The following is a 16,950-nucleotide window of genomic DNA, read 5'->3' as shown; positions in this document are numbered from 1 at the left end:
CCGGGTATTCACCCAGCGGCTCGCCCGGACAGCCTACGCGCAGCCGTCTCCGCTGCTCGGGGCACCCAGTACGGGTGCATACCGTCACACCACTTGATCCGGCGTGTCCGCCAACAGCGTATGTGTCTAGGGCGTTCACTGCGCACGTGTTTAGCCCGACTGGATAGGGTCAAGCCGAAAAGGGTTCCATTATTTTGCCCGAGGAGCACAACCGACGTGGCTGCCACAGATCCCGCTCTCAACTGGTCCGACCTCGACCGCAAGGCGGTGGACACCACCCGGGTCCTGGCCATGGACGCCGTGGAGAAGGCCGGTAACGGCCACCCCGGTACCGCCATGAGCCTGGCGCCTGCCGCCTACCTGCTCTTCAACCGCGTGATGCGGCACGACCCCACGGACCCGGAATGGGCGGGCCGGGACCGCTTCGTGCTGTCCTGCGGTCACTCGAGCCTCACCCTCTACGTCCAGCTCTACCTCAACGGTTACAGCACCTCGCTGGATGACCTGAAGTCGCTGCGCCAGTGGGACTCGCTCACGCCCGGTCACCCGGAGTACGGGCACACCCCCGGCGTCGAGATCACCACCGGCCCGCTGGGCCAGGGCGTCGGCAACGCGGTCGGCATGGCGATGTCCGCCCGCCGCGAGCGCGGTCTGTTCGACCCGGACACCGCCGCCGGCCAGTCCCCGTTCGACCACCACGTGTACGCGCTCTGCTCGGACGGCGACATCGAAGAGGGTGTCAGCCACGAGTCCAGCGCCATCGCGGCGGTGCAGAAGCTCGGCAACCTCACGGTGATCTACGACGACAACGAGATCTCCATCGAGGACGACACCCGGATCGCGAAGTCCGAGGACGTCGGCGCGCGCTACGCGGCGTACGGCTGGCACGTCCAGACCGTCAACTGGCGTGGCGAGGACGGGTACCACGAGGACGTGGAAGCCCTCTGGAACGCGATCCAGACCGCCAAGTCCGTCACCGACAAGCCGTCGTTCATCGTCCTCAAGACGATCATCGGCTGGCCGGCGCCGAAGAAGCAGAACACCGGCAAGATCCACGGCTCCGCGCTGGGCGCCGACGAGATCGCCGCGACCAAGGAGATCCTCGGTTTCGCGAACGAGCCGTTCGCCATCGACGACGAGGTCGTGAAGCACGCGCAGCAGGTCGTCGAGCGCGGCAAGGCGGCGCGCGCCGAGTGGCAGAAGGCGTTCGACGCCTGGGCCGCCGGCAACGCCGAGGGCAAGGCGCTCTTCGACCGTCTCGCCACCCGCACCCTGCCGGAGGGCTGGCACAACGCGCTGCCCGAGTTCCCGGCGGACGAGAAGGGCCTGGCCACCCGCGCCGCGTCCGGCAAGGTCCTGGAGGCGCTCGCGCCGGTGCTCCCCGAGCTCTGGGGCGGCTCCGCCGACCTGGCGGAGAGCAACAACACCACGATGAAGGGCGAGCCGTCCTTCATCCCGGCGGAGTACGCCACCAAGGAGTTCCCCGGCCACGAGTACGGCCGCACGCTGCACTTCGGCATCCGTGAGCACGGCATGGGCTCGATCCTCAACGGCATCGCGGTCCACGGTGGCACCCGGCCGTACGGTGGCACCTTCCTCGTCTTCAGCGACTACATGCGTGGCTCGGTCCGCCTCTCCGCGCTGATGAAGCTGCCGGTCGTCTTCGTGTGGACGCACGACTCGATCGGTCTCGGCGAGGACGGCCCGACGCACCAGCCGATCGAGACGCTGACCGCCCTGCGCGCGATCGTCGGTCTCGACGTGGTCCGCCCGGCCGACGCCAACGAGACCGCGTACGCGTGGCGGGGCGCCCTGGAGCACACCGACCGGCCGACCGCGCTCGCGCTGTCCCGGCAGAACCTGCCCACCATCGACCGCAGCAAGTACGCGTCGGCCGAGGGCACGCTCAAGGGTGGCTACATCCTCTCCGAGGCGTCCACCGGCGAGCCCAAGGTGATCCTGGTCGCCAGCGGCTCCGAGGTCTCCATCGCGCTCACCGCGCAGGAGCGCCTGGAGGCCCAGGGCACCCCGACCCGGGTCGTCTCGATGCCCTGCCAGGAATGGTTCTTCCAGCAGGACGTTGCATATCAGCAGCAGGTTCTTCCGCGCGGAGTGAAGGCCCGTGTCTCGGTCGAGGCCGGCATCCGGATGAGCTGGGACCGCATCCTCGGCGACGCCGGCGAGGCCGTCAGCATCGAGCACTACGGCGCCAGCGCCCCCGCGAAGATCCTGTTCGAGCAGTTCGGCTTCACCGCGGACAACGTCGTCGCGAAGGCCAATGCCTCCCTCGCCAGGGTCGGCGAGATCACCGGCCACAAGACCGGCAACTGAGACGTTTGTTTAAGGAGCAAGGCAATGACGGACAGGCTGGCTGAGCTCTCCGCCCAGGGCGTGGCGGTGTGGCTCGACGATCTCTCTCGGGTACGTCTCACCAGCGGCTCGCTGGACAAGCTGCGCCGCGAGCAGCACGTGGTCGGTGTCACCACCAACCCGAGCATCTTCCAGAAGGCGCTCTCCGACGCCGACGCCTACGACTCGCAGGTCCGTGACCTCGCGGTCCAGGGCGTCACCGTCGAGGAGGCGATCCGCCTCATGACCGCCAAGGACGTCCGCTGGGCCGCCGACGTGTTCCGGCCGACCTACGACGCCTCCAACGGCGTCGACGGCCGGATCTCGATCGAGGTGGACCCGCGGAAGGCGCACGAGACCGAGTCGACGGTCGCCGAGGCGAAGACCCTCTGGTGGCTGGTGGACCGCCCCAACCTCTACATCAAGATCCCGGCGACGCTGGCGGGCCTGCCCGCCATCACGTCGGTGCTGGCCGAGGGCATCAGCGTCAACGTCACGCTGATCTTCTCGGTCGAGCGCTACCGGGCGGTCATGGACGCGTTCCTGGCCGGCCTGGAGCAGGCGAAGGCGAACGGCCACGACCTCAGCAAGATCGGCTCGGTCGCGTCGTTCTTCGTCTCCCGCGTGGACACCGAGATCGACAAGCGGCTCGACAAGATCGGCTCGGACTCGGCCAAGGCGCTCAAGGGCAAGGCGGCCATCGCCAACGCCCGCCTGGCGTACGAGGCGTACACCGAGGTCTTCGGCAGCGACCGGTGGAAGGCCCTGGCCGACGCCGGCGCCCACCCGCAGCGTCCGCTGTGGGCCTCGACCGGCACGAAGAACCCCGACTTCCTCGACACCATCTACGTCGAGGAGCTGATCGCGCCCGGCACGGTGAACACCATGCCGGAGTCGGTCATCTTCGCGTTCGAGGACCACGGCACCACCCGCGGTGACACCGTCAGCGGCAACTTCGCCGACGCCCACAAGGTCTTCGACGACCTGACCGCGGCCGGCATCGACTTCGCCGACGTCTTCAAGGTCCTGGAGGCCGAGGGCGTGGAGAAGTTCGAGGCGAGCTGGAACGAGCTCCTGGAGCACGTCGCCAAGTCGCTGAAGGTCGGCACCGGCGCCTGATCGCACCATCTGCGGCCTGTCGCGGGACTCCCGCGACAGGCCGCTCCACTCCCGAAAACCTGGCAGGATGGCAACGTGGGTAATCCGCTGCGTACCGCACAGGACCGTCGGCTTCCGCGGATTCCGGAGCCCTGCGCTCTGGTGATCTTCGGGGTCACCGGTGACCTGTCCCGAAAGAAGCTCATCCCGGCCGTGTACGACCTGGCCAACCGCGGTCTGCTGCCGCCCGGCTTCGTGGTCGTGGGCTTCGCCCGGGCCGACTGGGGGGACGGCGACTTCGAGTCGCTGGCGTACAACGCCGCCAAGAAGGGCGCCCGGACGCCGTGGCGGGAGGACGTCTGGCAACGGCTCAACAGCCAGTTCCACTTCGTGCCCGGCTCGTTCGACGACGACAACGACTTCGACAAGCTCTCCGAGACCCTCGACGAGCTTCGCGAGCGCAACGGCATCACCGGCAACACGGCCTTCTACTTCTCGATCCCGCCGGCGGCGTTCCCGCTGGTGCTCAACCAGCTCAACCGCACCGGGCTGGCGGACAACGCGAAGCTGGGCGGCTGGCGCCGGGTCGTGGTGGAGAAGCCGTTCGGTCACGACTACGCCTCCGCCGTCTCTCTGAACGAGCTCGTGGACGACGTGTTCAACCCGAACGAGGTCTTCCGGATCGACCACTACCTCGGCAAGGAGACGGTCCAGAACATCCTGGCGCTGCGCTTCGCGAACAGCCTGTTCGAGCCGGTCTGGAACTCCAAGTACGTCGACAGCGTGCAGATCACCATGGCCGAGGACGTCGGCATCGGCACTCGGGCCGCGTTCTACGACGCCTCCGGCGCCGCGCGCGACGTGCTGCAGAACCACCTCCTCCAGCTGCTCGCGCTGGTCGGCATGGAGGAGCCGACGAGCTTCGACCCGCACGAGATCCGGGCCGAGAAGCTGAAGGTCCTCAAGGCGGTCAGCCTGCCCGCCGACATCCACAACGGCTCGGTCCGCGGCCAGTACCTGCCCGGCTGGGTGGCCGGCGAGCGTGCCGTGGGCTACCTGGAGGAGGCGAACATCCCGCCGAACTCCACCACCGAGACCTACGCGGCGGTGCGCCTCGGCATCCAGAACCGGCGCTGGGCCGGCGTCCCGTTCTACGTGCGGGTCGGCAAGCGGATGCCCCGGCGGGTCACCGAGATCGCGATCCTCTTCAAGCGGGCGCCGCACCTGCCGTTCGACCCGGCCGACGTGGAGATGCTCGGCAACAATCAGCTGGTCATCCGGGTGCAGCCGGACGAGGGCGTGGTGCTGAAGTTCGGCTCGAAGGTGCCCGGCACCGCCATGGAGGTCCGCGACATCGCGATGGACTTCCAGTACGGCGAGGCGTTCACCGAGTCCAGCCCGGAGGCGTACGAGCGGCTCCTGCTGGACGTGCTGATCGGCGACCGCACGCTCTTCCCGGACGCGGCCGAGGTCGAGCAGTCGTGGCGGGTCATCGACCCGCTGGAGGCCGCGTGGGCCGGCACCACCCCGGAGCCGTACCGGGCCGGTGAATGGGGCCCGCGGGCCTCAGACGAGATGCTGGCCCGCGAGGGCCGGGCGTGGAGGCGAGCATGAGCGCCAATGGGGACCTCCTCGACGACAGGGACGAGATGGTGGCCCGCGAGGGCCGGGCGTGGAGGCGAGCATGATCGGCCTTTGGGACACCACCGGCAACGAGGTCGTCAAGGCCCTGGCCGCCGAGCGGCGCAGCGCCGGCGGCGTCGCCTCCGGACTGGCGCTCACCCTGATCTCGGTGGTCGAGGAGAAGAAGGTCCGCGAGGCGGAGGCGGCGGCCACCATCGCGGCGGCCGCGCACCCGTGCCGGCTGCTCATCGTGGTCCGCTCCGACCTGGAGGGCCGCAGCCGCCTGGACGCGGAGATCGTCGTGGGCGGGCGTCTCGGCCCGGCCGAGGCGGTCGTCATGCGGATGTACGGCCGTCTCGCGCTGCACGCCGAGTCGGTCGTGATGCCGCTGCTCGCCCCGGACGTCCCGGTGGTCAGCTGGTGGCACGAGGAGCCGCCGAACATGATCGCCAACGACTTCCTGGGCGTGGTCGCCGACCGGCGGATCACCGACAGCGCGCAGGCGCCCGACCCGGTGGCGGCGCTGCGCCAGCGGGCGATCGACTACGCGCCCGGCGACACCGACCTGACCTGGACCCGGATCACGCTCTGGCGCACCCTGGTGGCCGGCGCGTTCGACACCGCCGAGGCGCGGGTCACCGGTGCCCGGATCGTCGCGCCGCAGCACGACCCGACGGCCTGGCTGATGCTGGGCTGGCTCAAGTCCCGCCTCGGCATCGAGCCGGTGCTGGAGCACACCGACCGGGCGCCCCGGATGCACTCGGTGGAGCTGCAGTGCGCGAACGGCGACTTCGTCCGGGTCACCCGCGAGGAGGGCACGGCGCTGTTCAGCCGGACCGGCCAGGAGGACCGGTACATGCCGCTGCCGAAGCGGCCGGTCGGCGACGAGCTCGCCGAGGAGCTGCGCCGGCTCGACGCCGACCAGATCTACGCGGACGCGCTGGGCGCCATGGCCGGGGTTCCCGACCTGGACAAGCGCAATCCGATGCGCGTCCACGTCTGGAAGGACCCGGCGCTGGCGGCTCGGGCCGCAAGCGCCGCCGCCTGATCACCCAGATCGACCGGGCCGCTCGCCGCACTCGCGGCGGGCGGCCTTTCAACGAGGAGACCCCATTGAGTGAGACCGTGGTCGTGGTGGTGCCGGACGCCGACATCCTGGCGTCGACGGTGGCGGCACGGCTCGCCATCAAAATCATCGACGCGCAGGCGGTGCACGGCACGGCGAGCGTGGTGCTGACCGGCGGCCGGGTCGCCGCGAAGGTGCTGCACGCGGTCCGCGAGCTGCCCGCGTCGGCCGCCATCGACTGGTCCCGGGTGGACCTGTGGTGGGGCGACGAGCGGTTCCTGCCGTCCGGTGACCCGGACCGCAACGAGACGCAGGCCCGCGAGGCCCTGCTGGACAAGCTGCCGCTGGACCCGTCCCGGGTGCACGCCATGCCGGCGTCCGACGGCCCGGACGGCGACGACGCCATCGGGGCCGCCGCGCGGTACATCGACGAGCTCGGCAGCCCTCTCCCCCGGTTCGACGTGCTGATGCTCGGCGTCGGCGAAGACGGCCACGTGGCGTCGCTCTTCCCCGGGCACCCGGGTCTGCAGGCGGAGGGGTCGGCCGCGGCGGTCTTCGACAGCCCGAAGCCGCCGCCCACCCGGGTCACGCTGACGCTGTCGACGATCCAGAGCGCCGACGAGGTGTGGCTCATCGCGGCCGGGCCGGACAAGGCGAAGCCGATCGGGGCCGTCCACGCGGGCGCTCATCTGCCGGCGGCGAGTGCTACCGGCGTACGCCGGACGCTCTGGTTGCTGGACCGCGCGGCGGCCGCCGAGATCCGCTAGGACGGCGTTCCTACACTGGCCCGGTGATGATCCGCAGTTACCGGGCCAGTGACCTCGAATCGATCTACGACATCTGTGTCCGCACCGGCGCGGCCGGCCAGGACGCGCGTGGACTGTACAGCTCGGACCGTCTGCTCGGGGACATCTGGGCGGTGCCCTACGTGGTGCACGAGCCGCAGCACGCGCACGTGGTCGACGACGGGGAGGGCAACGTGGTCGGCTACGTGCTGGGCACGGCCGACACTCCCGCGTTCGTCGAGTGGTACCGCACCGAGTGGCTGCCGGCCACCGCGGACCGGATGCCCGCCGGGGATCCGCGCGACGAGGTGATGCTCGGCCTGCACCACGACCCGGAGCGGATGCTGCTGCCGGAGCTCGCCGGTTACCCTGCTCACCTGCACATCGACCTGCTGCCCGAGGCGCAGGGCAAGGGGCTGGGCCGGGGCCTGATGGCGGCGTTCCTGGCGGGCCTGCGCGCGGCGGGCGTGCCGCGGGTGCACCTCGGCATGGCGCCGGAGAACCACGGCGCCTACGCGTTCTACCAGCGGCTCGGCTTCCACGACATCCCGACCCAGGACACCGGCGCCCTCTTCCTGGGCAGGGACACCGCTATGTAGCCGGCCGCCCCCGTGCGGCCGGCTCGAGGATCACTCTCCGCGTCGCTGGCGGAGCTTGGCGAGCGCCTCGGCGAGGATCGCCTGAGCGTCCTCCTCGCTGCGGCGCTCCTTCACATACGCGAGATGCGACTTGTACGGCTCGACGCGCGAGCGGCCCGGCGGGTTCGCCCCGTCGAGGCCGGCCGGCTGCCCGCAGCGCGGGCAGTCCCACGTCTCCGGTGTCGCGGCCTCGGCCGCGAACCAGATCTGGCTGTCGTGACCGGCCGCGCAGAAATACGTGATCTGCCGGCGCGGTGCTGGTTCGGTGCGCTCGTCGGGCCGCATCGGGCTGGACCCGACCCGGCTGCCGCGGATAGCGCTGCCACTGGACACGGACGTCACTCCTGTCTCGAGGGGCCTCTGAGAGCCGTCCCTGCGGGGGTCTTGTTTCGAGATCGCTCAAGGCAAACAGAGATCACCCGAAACAAACAGATGAAAAACGGACGGCGAGGACAAAAAACCGCGCGGCCGGAAAAACCGGCCGCGCGGCAGATTGTACGACTGAAGGCGCGAGTCAGGAAGCCAGCGCCCCGTGTGCTGTCATGCCAGCTGAAGCTTGAGCCAGAAGCCGAGCCCGACGATGCAGGCGAACCAGATGATGCCCACCAGCACGGTGTACCGGTCCAGGTTCTTCTCGGCGACCGAGGAACCGGCCAGGCTCGAGGTCACGCCGCCACCGAACATGCTCGACATGCCGCCGCCCTTGCCGCGGTGCAGCAGGATCAGCAGGGTCAGCAGAATGCTGGTGATGATCAGCAACACGATCAACGTGTAAGCGAACGCGATCGGCATGGTCGGGATCATTCCTCTCGAAGGGCACAGCAAGCCGTCCCACAATAGCGGGTGCCCGGCCGTTTGTTACGGCCGGGCACGCACGTTGTTCCTGACTGTCAGCGTGCCACGTGCTCCGGGAAGCGCACGATCGAGGCGAAGCCCTCGGCGTCCAGGGCCGCGCCGCCGACCAGAGCGCCGTCCACGTCCGGCTGCGCCATGATCGAGGCGATGTTGCCTGCTTTGACCGAGCCGCCGTACTGGATGCGGACCGCGTCGGCCACGTCGGCGCCGAACTTCTCGGCGAGCCGCGCACGGATCGCGCCGCAGACCTCCTGAGCGTCGTCCGGCGTCGCGGTCTTGCCGGTGCCGATCGCCCAGACCGGCTCGTACGCGATGACGATCTGCTTGATCTGGTCTTCCTTGAGCCCGTCCAGGCCCGCGTCGACCTGCGCCGTGCAGTGGCCCACGTGCGCGGACTCCTCGCGTACCGAAAGACCCTCGCCGACGCAGAAGATCGGGGTGAGGCCGGCCGCGAAGGCCGCCTTGATCTTCGCGTTGATCAGCTCGTCGGTCTCGTTGTGGTACTCGCGGCGCTCGGAGTGCCCGATCACCACGTAGGAGCAGCCCAGCTTCGCCAGCATGCCGCCGGAGATCTCCCCGGTGTACGCGCCGGACACGTGCTGCGAGACGTCCTGAGCGCCGAACTTGATGTTCAGCTTGTCGTCCTCGACCGCGGCCTGCACGCTGCGCAGGTCGGTGAAGGGCGGCAGCACCACGGTCTCGACGGCGTCGAGCTGCGCGGCGTTCAGGTGCTCGGCCAGCTTGCGGACCAGGAGGATGGCCTCGAAGTGGTTGAGGTTCATCTTCCAGTTGCCGGCAATGATCGGCTTACGGGTCGTCATCACTTCTCCAGTGCGGCGACGCCCGGCAGCGTCTTGCCTTCGAGGTACTCCAGGGACGCGCCCCCGCCGGTGGAGATGTGGCCGAACGCCGACTCGTCCAGGCCGAGGGTGCGCACCGCCGCGGCCGAGTCACCGCCGCCGACGACCGAGAAGCCGTCGATCTTGGTGATCGCCTCGGCGACGCCGCGGGTGCCGGCGGCGAACGGGGCGAGCTCGAAGACGCCCATCGGGCCGTTCCAGAAGACCGTCTTGGCGCCGGCAATCGCGTCGGCGAACAGCGCCGTCGAGCGAGGGCCGATGTCGAGACCGAGGCGGTCGGCCGGGATGGCCGAGGCATCGACGACATCGTGCGTGGCATCCGCTGAGAACTCGGTGGCCGCGACGACGTCGACGGGCAGGACGATCCGGCCGTCGGCCTGTGCCAGCAAGTCGGCACAGACGGAGACCATCTCGTCCTCGAGGAGGGACTTGCCCACCTCGTACCCCTGGGCCTTGAGGAAGGTGAAGCACATGCCGCCACCGACGAGCAGCTTGTCCACCTTCGGCAGCAGCGCCTGGATGACGGCGAGCTTGTCGGAGACCTTGGAGCCGCCGAGGACGACGACGTAGGGCTGCTCCGGGCTCTCCGACACCTTCTTGAGGACGTCGACCTCGGTGAGGACGAGACCGCCGGCGTAGTGCGGGAGACGGGCGGCGACGTCGTACACCGACGCGTGCTTGCGGTGCACCGCACCGAAGGCGTCATCGACGTAGAAGTCCGCGAGCTTCGCCAGCTCGTCGGCGAAGGCGCCGCGCTCGGCGTCGTCCTTCGAGGTCTCGCCCTTGTTGAACCGCAGGTTCTCCAGGAGGAGGACCTGCCCGTCGGCGAGAGCCTCGGCAGCGGCCGAAGCGGAGGCGCCGACGGTGTCCTCGGCGAAGGCCACCGGCGAGCCGAGCAGCTCGCCCAGTCGCGTGGCCACCGGCGCGAGGGTGAACTTGGGGTCCGGCTCGCCCTTCGGGCGGCCCAGGTGCGACATGACGATGACGCGGGCGCCCGCGTCACGCAGAGCGATCAGCGTCGGCAGCACCGCGCGGGCGCGGCCGTCGTCGCTGATAACTCCCGGGTTGTTCTTGTCGAACGGGACGTTCAGGTCGGCGCGCACCAGGACGCGCCGACCCGAGACACCCTCGCCGAGCAAGTCGTCGAGAGTCTTCAAGGTAGATCAGGCCCCGACCAGCTTGACCAGGTCGACGAGGCGGTTCGAGTAGCCCCACTCGTTGTCGTACCAGCCGACGACCTTGACCTGGTTGCCACCGATGACCTTGGTGAGGCCGGCGTCGAAGATGCAGGACGCCGGGTCGGTCACGATGTCGGCCGACACGATGTCGTCCTCGGTGTAGACCAGGATGCCCTTGAGCGGGCCCTCGGCGGCAGCCTTGATCGCGGCGTTGACCTCCTCGACCGTGGTGTCACGGGCGGCGGTGAAGGTCAGGTCGGTGGCCGAGCCGGTGGGGATCGGCACCCGCAGCGCGAAGCCGTCCAGCTTGCCCTTGAGCTCCGGCAGCACCAGGCTGACGGCCTTGGCGGCGCCGGTCGAGGTCGGCACGATGTTCAGAGCGGCGGCGCGGGCGCGACGCAGGTCCTTGTGCGGGCCGTCCTGCAGGTTCTGGTCCTGGGTGTACGCGTGGATCGTGGTCATCAGACCCTTTTCGATCCCGATCGTGTCGTTCAGGACCTTCGCCATCGGGGCGAGGCAGTTGGTGGTGCAGGACGCGTTCGAGATGACCGTGTGCTTCGCACCGTCGTACAGGTTGTCGTTGACACCCATGACGATGGTGATGTCCTCGTTCTTGGCCGGAGCCGAGATGATGACCTTCTTGGCGCCCTTGTCGATGTGCGCCTTCGCCTTGGTGGCGTCGGTGAAGAAGCCGGTCGACTCGATGACGACGTCCGCGCCCAGGTCGCCCCACGGCAGGTTGTTCGGGTCGCGCTCGGCGAACGCCTTGAACGACTTGCCACCGACGGTGATCTCGTCGGCGGACGCCTTCACCTCGTGGCCCAGACGACCCAGGATGCTGTCGTACTTCAGCAGGTGGGCGAGAGTGGCGTTGTCGGTCAGGTCGTTGACGCCGACGATCTCGATGTCGGCGCCGGACGCGAGAACCGCCCGGAAGAAGTTACGACCGATACGGCCGAAGCCGTTGATGCCAACCCGGATGGTCACAGGTGGTCTCCTCGTTTCGGTCCGCCGGGTTCTGCGACCGGCGGAGGGTCTGCACGCCCGCCATGTGGCGGGCTGCGGTCCAAGGGCGCCCGGCCGCCGCGCCCGAAGAAGCGTGGAGCGCCGCGACCTGAGTCGGCGACGTCACAGCGGGGGTTCGGCCGAACTGCCGGCACCGTCGCCGTCGCCAGTGACCCTATCCGAGGGCGGGTACTCGTGACGCAGCGGGGCCGCGACCTGAACGTTATCTAAATCGGGACCCCGCGCGGAGGGCCGAAAGTCACTAGCAGGCCATCATCTCCGGGGTCACGGCCGCTTCGGTGTCCGGAATGCCGAGATCACGGGCACGCTTGTCAGCGAGCGCGAGCAGCCGCCGGATCCGACCGGCGATCGCGTCCTTGGTCAGCGGCGGGTCGGCGAGCGCGCCGAGCTCCTCCAGCGAGGCCTGCCGGTGCTCCAGCCGCAGCCGGCCGGCCGAGGTCAGGTGGTTCGGCGCGTCGTCGGCGAGGATCTCCAGGGCGCGGGTGACCCGGGCCGCGGCCGCGACCGCCGCCCGCGCGGACCGGCGCAGGTTCGCGTCGTCGAAGTTCGCCAGCCGGTTCGCGGTGGCGCGCACCTCGCGCCGGACCCGGCGCTCCTCCCAGGCCAGCACGCTGGAGTGCGCGCCGATCCGGGTGAGCAGAGCCGCGATCGCGTCGCCGTCCTTGATCACCACACGGTCCACCCCGCGGACCTCGCGCTCCTTCGCGGTGATCCCGATCCGCCGGGCCGCGCCGCGCAGGGCGAGCGCCGCCTCCGGGCCCGGGCAGGTGATCTCCAGGGCGCTGGAGCGGCCCGGCTCGGTGAGCGAGCCGTGCGCCATGAACGCGCCCCGCCACGCCGCCACCGAGCAGCAGACGTTGCCGTTCACCACGTGCTGCGGCAGGCCGCGCACCGGACGCCCGCGGACGTCCAGCAGACCGGTCTGCCGGGCCAGCACCTCGCCGTCCTTGACGATCCGCACGATGTAGTGGCTGCCCTTGCGCAGGCCGCCGGAGGCCAGCACGTGCACCTCGCTCGGGTAGCCGTACACGTCCGCGATCTCCCGCCGCAGGCGCCGCGCGACCGCGCCGGTGTCCAGCTCGGCCTCGACCACGACCCGCCCGGACACGATGTGCAGGCCGCCGGCGAACCGCAACAGGGCCGCCATCTCGGCCCGCCGGCAGCAGGGCTTGGGCACGTCGACCCGGCTCAGCTCGTCCTTGACCGCTGCCGTCATCGCCATCGTCTCGTCACCTCATGCGCCGGATCTTGAACTGAGCCTCAGTGTGTGTCGCACTACGCCAGTAACTAACGAGCGGAGCCCAATACTGGCACCAGTGCAACACCCAACGACTCAGGATCATGCCGTGGGCTGCCGTCCGCAACGGCGACGGGGGCCAGGACCAGCTCCGCTCCGAGCGCCTGCGCGGCGGCCCGGACCGGTTCCGGTTCCCCCGCCCACTTGGCGTCCGCCAGCACCGCGTCGACCCGGAGCTCGGGGAGGTACCAGTGCAGCGCGGCGAGGTGATCAGCGGTGGACAGCCCGGACGTCTCCTTGTCCGCGCTGAGGTTGAGCGTGACCAGCCGGCGGGCCGGGCTCGCCACGATCGCCGCGGCCAGGTCCGGGACCAGCAGGTGCGGCAGCACGCTGGTGTACCAGGAGCCCGGCCCGAAGATCAGCCAGTCGGCCTCGCGGACCGCGGCGAGCGCCTCCGGACAGGCCGGCGGGTTCGCCGGATGGAGCCGCAGCGCGGTCACCCGGCCGTCCGCCACCGCGACCGCGTGCTGACCACGCACGGTCACCGCCTCGCCCGCCGGTCCCACCATGTCCGCCTCGATGCCCACCGCGTGCAGCGCCATCGGCAGCACCCGGCCGCGCGCGCCGACCATCTGGGCGGCGTGGTCCAGGGCCAGCACCGGGTCGCCGAGCATCTCGATCAGTCCGAGCAGCAGCAGGTTGCCCACGGCGTGCCCGGCCAGGCCGTCCGGCGACCGGTCGGCGCGCCGCTCGGCATCCGGCGTCCGCCGCTGCGCCGGCATCGCGGCGAACCGGTGCTGCATCAGGCTCGCCGTGCGCCGCGTGGTCGGGTGGTCGTCGGCCAGCGCGGCGAGCGCCTGGCGCAGGTCGCCCGGCGGCAGCAGCGCGTCGCGTTCTGCCCGCAGGCGGCCGCTGGACCCGCCGTCGTCACCCACGGTCACTATCGCCGTGATGTCCAGCTCCAGGTCCCGGGCACAGCGCCGCAGCGCCCGCAGCGAGGCGCTCAAGCCGTGCCCGCCGCCGAACGCCACCACCCGGGTCGGAGTCGCCCCCGTCACTCGCGCCCCAGATCGCGGTGCGAGGTATGGGCGGAAAGACGCATCCCGTTCAGCCGCGCGGTGAGCTCCTCGGCGATCGCGACGCTGCGGTGCTTGCCGCCGGTGCAGCCGATGGCGACGGTCAGGTACCGCTTGCCCTCGCGCTCGAAGCCCGGCGCGGTCGCCGCGATCAGCCCGGCGTACGTCCCGACGAACTCGCCGGCGCCCTCCTGGCCCAGGACGTAACTGCTCACGCCCTCCTCCAGGCCGGTGTGCTCACGCAGCTCGGGGACCCAGAACGGGTTCGGCAGGAACCGGGCGTCCAGCACGTAGTCGGCGTCGGGCGGCAGGCCGTACTTGAAACCGAACGACAGCACCGTGATCCGCAGCCGGCGCGAGTCGTCGCCGCTGAACAGCTCCTCGACCCGGCGGCGCAGCTGGTTCACGTTCAGGTGACTGGTATCGATGATCACGTCGGCCTGGTCGCGGGCCTCCTCGAGCAGCTTGCGCTCGGCCGCGATCCCGTCGGCGAGCCGCCCGTCGCCCTGCAGCGGGTGCGAGCGCCGCACCGACTCGAACCGCCGGATCAGCACCTCGTCGTCGGCGTCCACGAACACCACGCGCGGCGAGAAGCCGCGCTCCTTGAGCTCACGGACCGCGCCGGCCAGGTCGGTGGAGAACGCGCGGCTGCGGACGTCCAGCACCATCGCGGTACGGCGGGCCGCGCCACCGGCCGCGAACGCCAGCTCCGCCATCTCCAGCATCAGGGCCTGCGGCAGGTTGTCGACCACGTAGAAGCCGACGTTCTCCAGCGCGCGGGCCACCGTGCTGCGCCCACCGCCGGAGAGTCCGGTGACCACCACCAGGTCGGTACCGGCCTCATCGGGTTCCACTATCTCGTCCACGCACGCCTCCCGCGCCGGTTCCTGCATCGATTTCCGCCCGGCCGAGCGCCGCGGCGGCCGCTCACCTGAGCGCCTCGCCCGGGCGCCTCGCACCACAACCAAGCGGACACAACATCCTAGGCCGACACCTACCGGGCCGACCGCCGGACAGCCTGTCCGCTACCGATCCGGGTCGGCCGCCGGTTCGGCTACCGAGTCGGCCGCCGGGGCGTCCGGGATGACCACCGGGTCGGCCGCCGGGATCGCCGGGGTCACCGCCGGGATCGCCGGGGTGGCCGCCGGGGTCGCCGCCGGATTGAGGGCCGCCAGCACCGTCTCCGCCGTGCGCCGCCCGATGCCCGGCACCTCGGCGACCTCCTCCGGGGTCGCCGCGGCCAGGCGTTTCAACGACCCGAAGTGCCGCAGCAACGCCTTGCGCCGCACCTCGCCCAGCCCGGCGATGTCGTCCAGCGCGGACGCCGTCATCCGTTTCGACCGGCGCTGCCGGTGGAACGTGATCGCGAAGCGGTGCGCCTCGTCGCGGACCCGCTGCAGCAGGTAGAGCGACTCCGACGTACGCGGAAGGATGACCGGGAAGTCGTCGCCGGGCACCCAGACCTCCTCCAGCCGTTTCGCCAGGCCGCAGAGTGCCACGTCGGTGATGCCCAGCTCGGAGAAGACCGCGGCCACCGCGTTCACCTGCGGCTGGCCGCCGTCCACGACGACGAGCTGCGGAGGGTACGCGAAGCGGCGCGCCTTGCCGGTCAGCGGATCGATGCCTGGCAGCGGCTCGGACTCCTCCGGCTCGAGCCCGTGCAGTTTCGCGTCCGCCGCGTCGTCGGCGACGTCCGACTCCGGCTGGTCGCGCGGCGCGTCGGCGCCGGGAACCGCCTTGAACCGGGCGAACCGCCGCCGCAGCACCTCGCTCATCGCGGACAGGTCGTCGGTGGCGCCACGGACCGCGAACCGCCGGTACTCACTCTTGCGGGGCAGGCCGTCCTCGAAGACGACCATCGAGGCGACCACGTCGGTGCCCTGGATCTGCGACACGTCGAAGCACTCGATGCGCAGCGGGACGGTGTCCATCCCGAGCGCCTCGGCGATCTCCTCGAGCGCCTTGTTACGGGTGGTCAGGTCGCCGGCCCGGCGCAGCTTGTGCCGCTGCAGCGACTCGGCCGCGTTGCGCGCCACGGTCTCCATCAGCGATTTCTTGTCACCGCGCTGCGGCACGCGCAGGCTGGCCCGGCTGCCGCGGCGGGCGGTCAGCCAGTCGGCGAGCGCGTCCGCGTCGTCCGGCAGGGCCGGGACGAGCAGCTCACGGGGCACGTCGGTCTCGCCGGAGGACTCACCGTACATCTGGGTGCAGAAGTGGTGGACCAGGTCGCCGGTGGTGAGGTCCTCGACCTTCTCCACCACCCAGCCGCGCTGGCCACGGACCCGGCCGTCGCGGACATGGAAAACCATCACCGCCGCTTCCAGGGGGTCCTCGGCGAAGGCGACCACGTCGGCGTCGGTGCCGTCGCCGAGCACCACCGTCTGTTTCTCCATGGCGCGGCGCAGAGCCGCGATGTCGTCGCGCAGCCGGGCCGCCCGCTCGAACTCCAACTCCTCGGAGGCCTGCATCATGTCGCGCTCGAGCCGTTTGACGAACGCGTCGGTGCGGCCCGCCATGAAGTCGCAGAAGTCGTCCACGATGGCGCGGTGCTGCTCGGCGTCGACCTGGCCGACGCACGGGGCCGAGCACTTGCCGATGTAACCCAGCAGGCAGGGCCGGCCGATCTGACCGTGCCGTTTGAAGACACCGGTCGAGCAGGTCCGCGCCGGGAAGACCCGCAGCAGCAGGTCGAGCGTCTCGCGGATGGCCCAGGCATGCGAGTACGGCCCGAAATAGCGCACGCCCTTGCGCTTGGCCCCGCGCATGACCTGCAGGCGGGGGAACTCCTCGTCCAGGGTGACGGCGAGAAACGGGTACGACTTGTCGTCCCGGTACTTCACGTTGAAGCGGGGGTCGAACTCCTTGATCCAGGAGAACTCGAGCTGCAGCGCCTCGACCTCGGTGCCGACCGTGACCCAATCCACACTGCCGGCGGTGGTGACCATCTGCTGGGTGCGCGCGTGCAGCGACCAGACGTCGGCGAAGTAGGAGTTGAGCCGGTTACGCAGGCTTTTCGCCTTGCCGACATAGATCACCCGGCCGGCCGGGTCACGGAAACGGTAGACGCCCGGGGAGTCCGGGATGGTACCCGGAGCCGGGCGATAAGTGGACGGGTCTGGCACAACTCCAACAGTAGTGCCTGGGACTGACAGAATTGCC

At 70.4% G+C, this 16,950-nt stretch carries 14 protein-coding genes and 1 pseudogene; 6 read left to right on the top strand and 9 right to left on the bottom strand.

The features are described from left to right. The first annotated feature begins 216 nt into the window (after nucleotides 1-216). The 6 genes from tkt to AMIS_RS08130 all read left to right on the top strand — a co-directional run bounded on the left by tkt (nucleotide 217) and on the right by AMIS_RS08130 (nucleotide 7,520). The gene (gene tkt / locus AMIS_RS08155; RefSeq protein WP_014441737.1) at nucleotides 217-2,331 is read left to right on the top strand and encodes a transketolase; all 2,115 of its coding nucleotides are present in this window, start codon (nucleotides 217-219) and stop codon (nucleotides 2,329-2,331) included. 24 nt (nucleotides 2,332-2,355) lie between these two features. Continuing rightward, nucleotides 2,356-3,468: a transaldolase gene (gene tal, locus AMIS_RS08150; RefSeq protein ID WP_014441736.1), complete on the top strand. Its 1,113-nt coding sequence runs from the start codon at nucleotides 2,356-2,358 to the stop codon at nucleotides 3,466-3,468. Nucleotides 3,469-3,543: 75 nt separating this feature from the next. After that, nucleotides 3,544-5,061: a glucose-6-phosphate dehydrogenase gene (gene zwf / locus AMIS_RS08145; protein WP_014441735.1), complete on the top strand. Its 1,518-nt coding sequence runs from the start codon at nucleotides 3,544-3,546 to the stop codon at nucleotides 5,059-5,061. A 70-nt stretch (nucleotides 5,062-5,131) separates the two neighbouring features. Further along, nucleotides 5,132-6,118, top strand: a complete 987-nt coding sequence (locus AMIS_RS08140) for a glucose-6-phosphate dehydrogenase assembly protein OpcA (RefSeq protein WP_041830613.1) — start codon at nucleotides 5,132-5,134, stop codon at nucleotides 6,116-6,118. Between the two features lie 65 nt (nucleotides 6,119-6,183). Beyond that, nucleotides 6,184-6,903, top strand: a complete 720-nt coding sequence (gene pgl, locus AMIS_RS08135; protein WP_014441733.1) for a 6-phosphogluconolactonase — start codon at nucleotides 6,184-6,186, stop codon at nucleotides 6,901-6,903. Nucleotides 6,904-6,929: 26 nt separating this feature from the next. Next, nucleotides 6,930-7,520: a GNAT family N-acetyltransferase gene (locus AMIS_RS08130; protein ID WP_014441732.1), complete on the top strand. Its 591-nt coding sequence runs from the start codon at nucleotides 6,930-6,932 to the stop codon at nucleotides 7,518-7,520. Between the two features lie 30 nt (nucleotides 7,521-7,550). On the opposite strand, the gene AMIS_RS08125 is transcribed toward AMIS_RS08130, so the two are convergent. The 9 genes and pseudogenes from AMIS_RS08125 to uvrC form a co-directional block, all read right to left on the bottom strand. Continuing rightward, nucleotides 7,551-7,892: an RNA polymerase-binding protein RbpA gene (locus AMIS_RS08125; protein ID WP_014441731.1), complete on the bottom strand. Its 342-nt coding sequence runs from the start codon at nucleotides 7,890-7,892 to the stop codon at nucleotides 7,551-7,553. A gap of 207 nt (nucleotides 7,893-8,099) precedes the next feature. Continuing rightward, nucleotides 8,100-8,351 (bottom strand): preprotein translocase subunit SecG, encoded by a 252-nt coding sequence (gene secG, locus AMIS_RS08120; RefSeq protein ID WP_041829622.1) that lies wholly within the window; start codon nucleotides 8,349-8,351, stop codon nucleotides 8,100-8,102. A gap of 98 nt (nucleotides 8,352-8,449) precedes the next feature. Further along, nucleotides 8,450-9,235 carry a triose-phosphate isomerase gene (gene tpiA, locus AMIS_RS08115; protein ID WP_041829621.1) on the bottom strand — a complete coding sequence of 262 codons (786 nt, stop codon included), beginning with the start codon at nucleotides 9,233-9,235 and terminating at the stop codon, nucleotides 8,450-8,452. After that, nucleotides 9,235-10,431, bottom strand: a complete 1,197-nt coding sequence (locus tag AMIS_RS08110) for a phosphoglycerate kinase (RefSeq protein ID WP_014441728.1) — start codon at nucleotides 10,429-10,431, stop codon at nucleotides 9,235-9,237. The genes tpiA and AMIS_RS08110 overlap by 1 nt, the downstream gene beginning before the upstream one ends. Before the next feature lie 6 nt (nucleotides 10,432-10,437). Further along, entirely contained in the window at nucleotides 10,438-11,439 is a 1,002-nt protein-coding gene (gap, locus tag AMIS_RS08105) for a type I glyceraldehyde-3-phosphate dehydrogenase (RefSeq protein ID WP_014441727.1), read from the bottom strand. Between the two features lie 280 nt (nucleotides 11,440-11,719). Next, nucleotides 11,720-12,700 carry a DNA-binding protein WhiA gene (gene whiA / locus AMIS_RS08100; RefSeq protein ID WP_014441726.1) on the bottom strand — a complete coding sequence of 327 codons (981 nt, stop codon included), beginning with the start codon at nucleotides 12,698-12,700 and terminating at the stop codon, nucleotides 11,720-11,722. A gap of 65 nt (nucleotides 12,701-12,765) precedes the next feature. Further along, nucleotides 12,766-13,773: a gluconeogenesis factor YvcK family protein gene (locus tag AMIS_RS08095; protein ID WP_014441725.1), complete on the bottom strand. Its 1,008-nt coding sequence runs from the start codon at nucleotides 13,771-13,773 to the stop codon at nucleotides 12,766-12,768. Beyond that, complete coding sequence (rapZ, locus tag AMIS_RS08090; RefSeq protein WP_014441724.1) at nucleotides 13,770-14,684, bottom strand: RNase adapter RapZ; 915 nt, start codon at nucleotides 14,682-14,684, stop codon at nucleotides 13,770-13,772. The genes AMIS_RS08095 and rapZ overlap by 4 nt, the downstream gene beginning before the upstream one ends. 177 nt (nucleotides 14,685-14,861) lie before the next feature. Continuing rightward, a pseudogene (gene uvrC, locus AMIS_RS08085) lies at nucleotides 14,862-16,913 on the bottom strand (excinuclease ABC subunit UvrC); the annotation flags it as partial. Between the last annotated feature and the right edge of the window lie 37 nt (nucleotides 16,914-16,950).

This window comes from Actinoplanes missouriensis 431 (assembly GCF_000284295.1).
GTDB lineage: Bacteria > Actinomycetota > Actinomycetes > Mycobacteriales > Micromonosporaceae > Actinoplanes > Actinoplanes missouriensis.
The sequence above is the reverse complement of the archived record's forward strand: the minus strand, read 5'-3'. Positions and strand labels throughout refer to the sequence as shown.

Excerpts from the sequence above, each read along its gene's own strand:
- AMIS_RS08140 (WP_041830613.1), top strand. The coding sequence starts at position 5,132 with ATGATCGGCCTTTGGGACACCACCGGCAACGAGGTCGTCAAGGCCCTG.
- AMIS_RS08130 (WP_014441732.1), top strand. The coding sequence starts at position 6,930 with ATGATCCGCAGTTACCGGGCCAGTGACCTCGAATCGATCTACGACATC.
- tal (WP_014441736.1), top strand. The coding sequence starts at position 2,356 with ATGACGGACAGGCTGGCTGAGCTCTCCGCCCAGGGCGTGGCGGTGTGG.
- secG (WP_041829622.1), bottom strand. The coding sequence starts at position 8,351 with ATGCCGATCGCGTTCGCTTACACGTTGATCGTGTTGCTGATCATCACC.
- tpiA (WP_041829621.1), bottom strand. The coding sequence starts at position 9,235 with ATGACGACCCGTAAGCCGATCATTGCCGGCAACTGGAAGATGAACCTC.
- whiA (WP_014441726.1), bottom strand. The coding sequence starts at position 12,700 with ATGGCGATGACGGCAGCGGTCAAGGACGAGCTGAGCCGGGTCGACGTG.
- rapZ (WP_014441724.1), bottom strand. The coding sequence starts at position 14,684 with ATGCAGGAACCGGCGCGGGAGGCGTGCGTGGACGAGATAGTGGAACCC.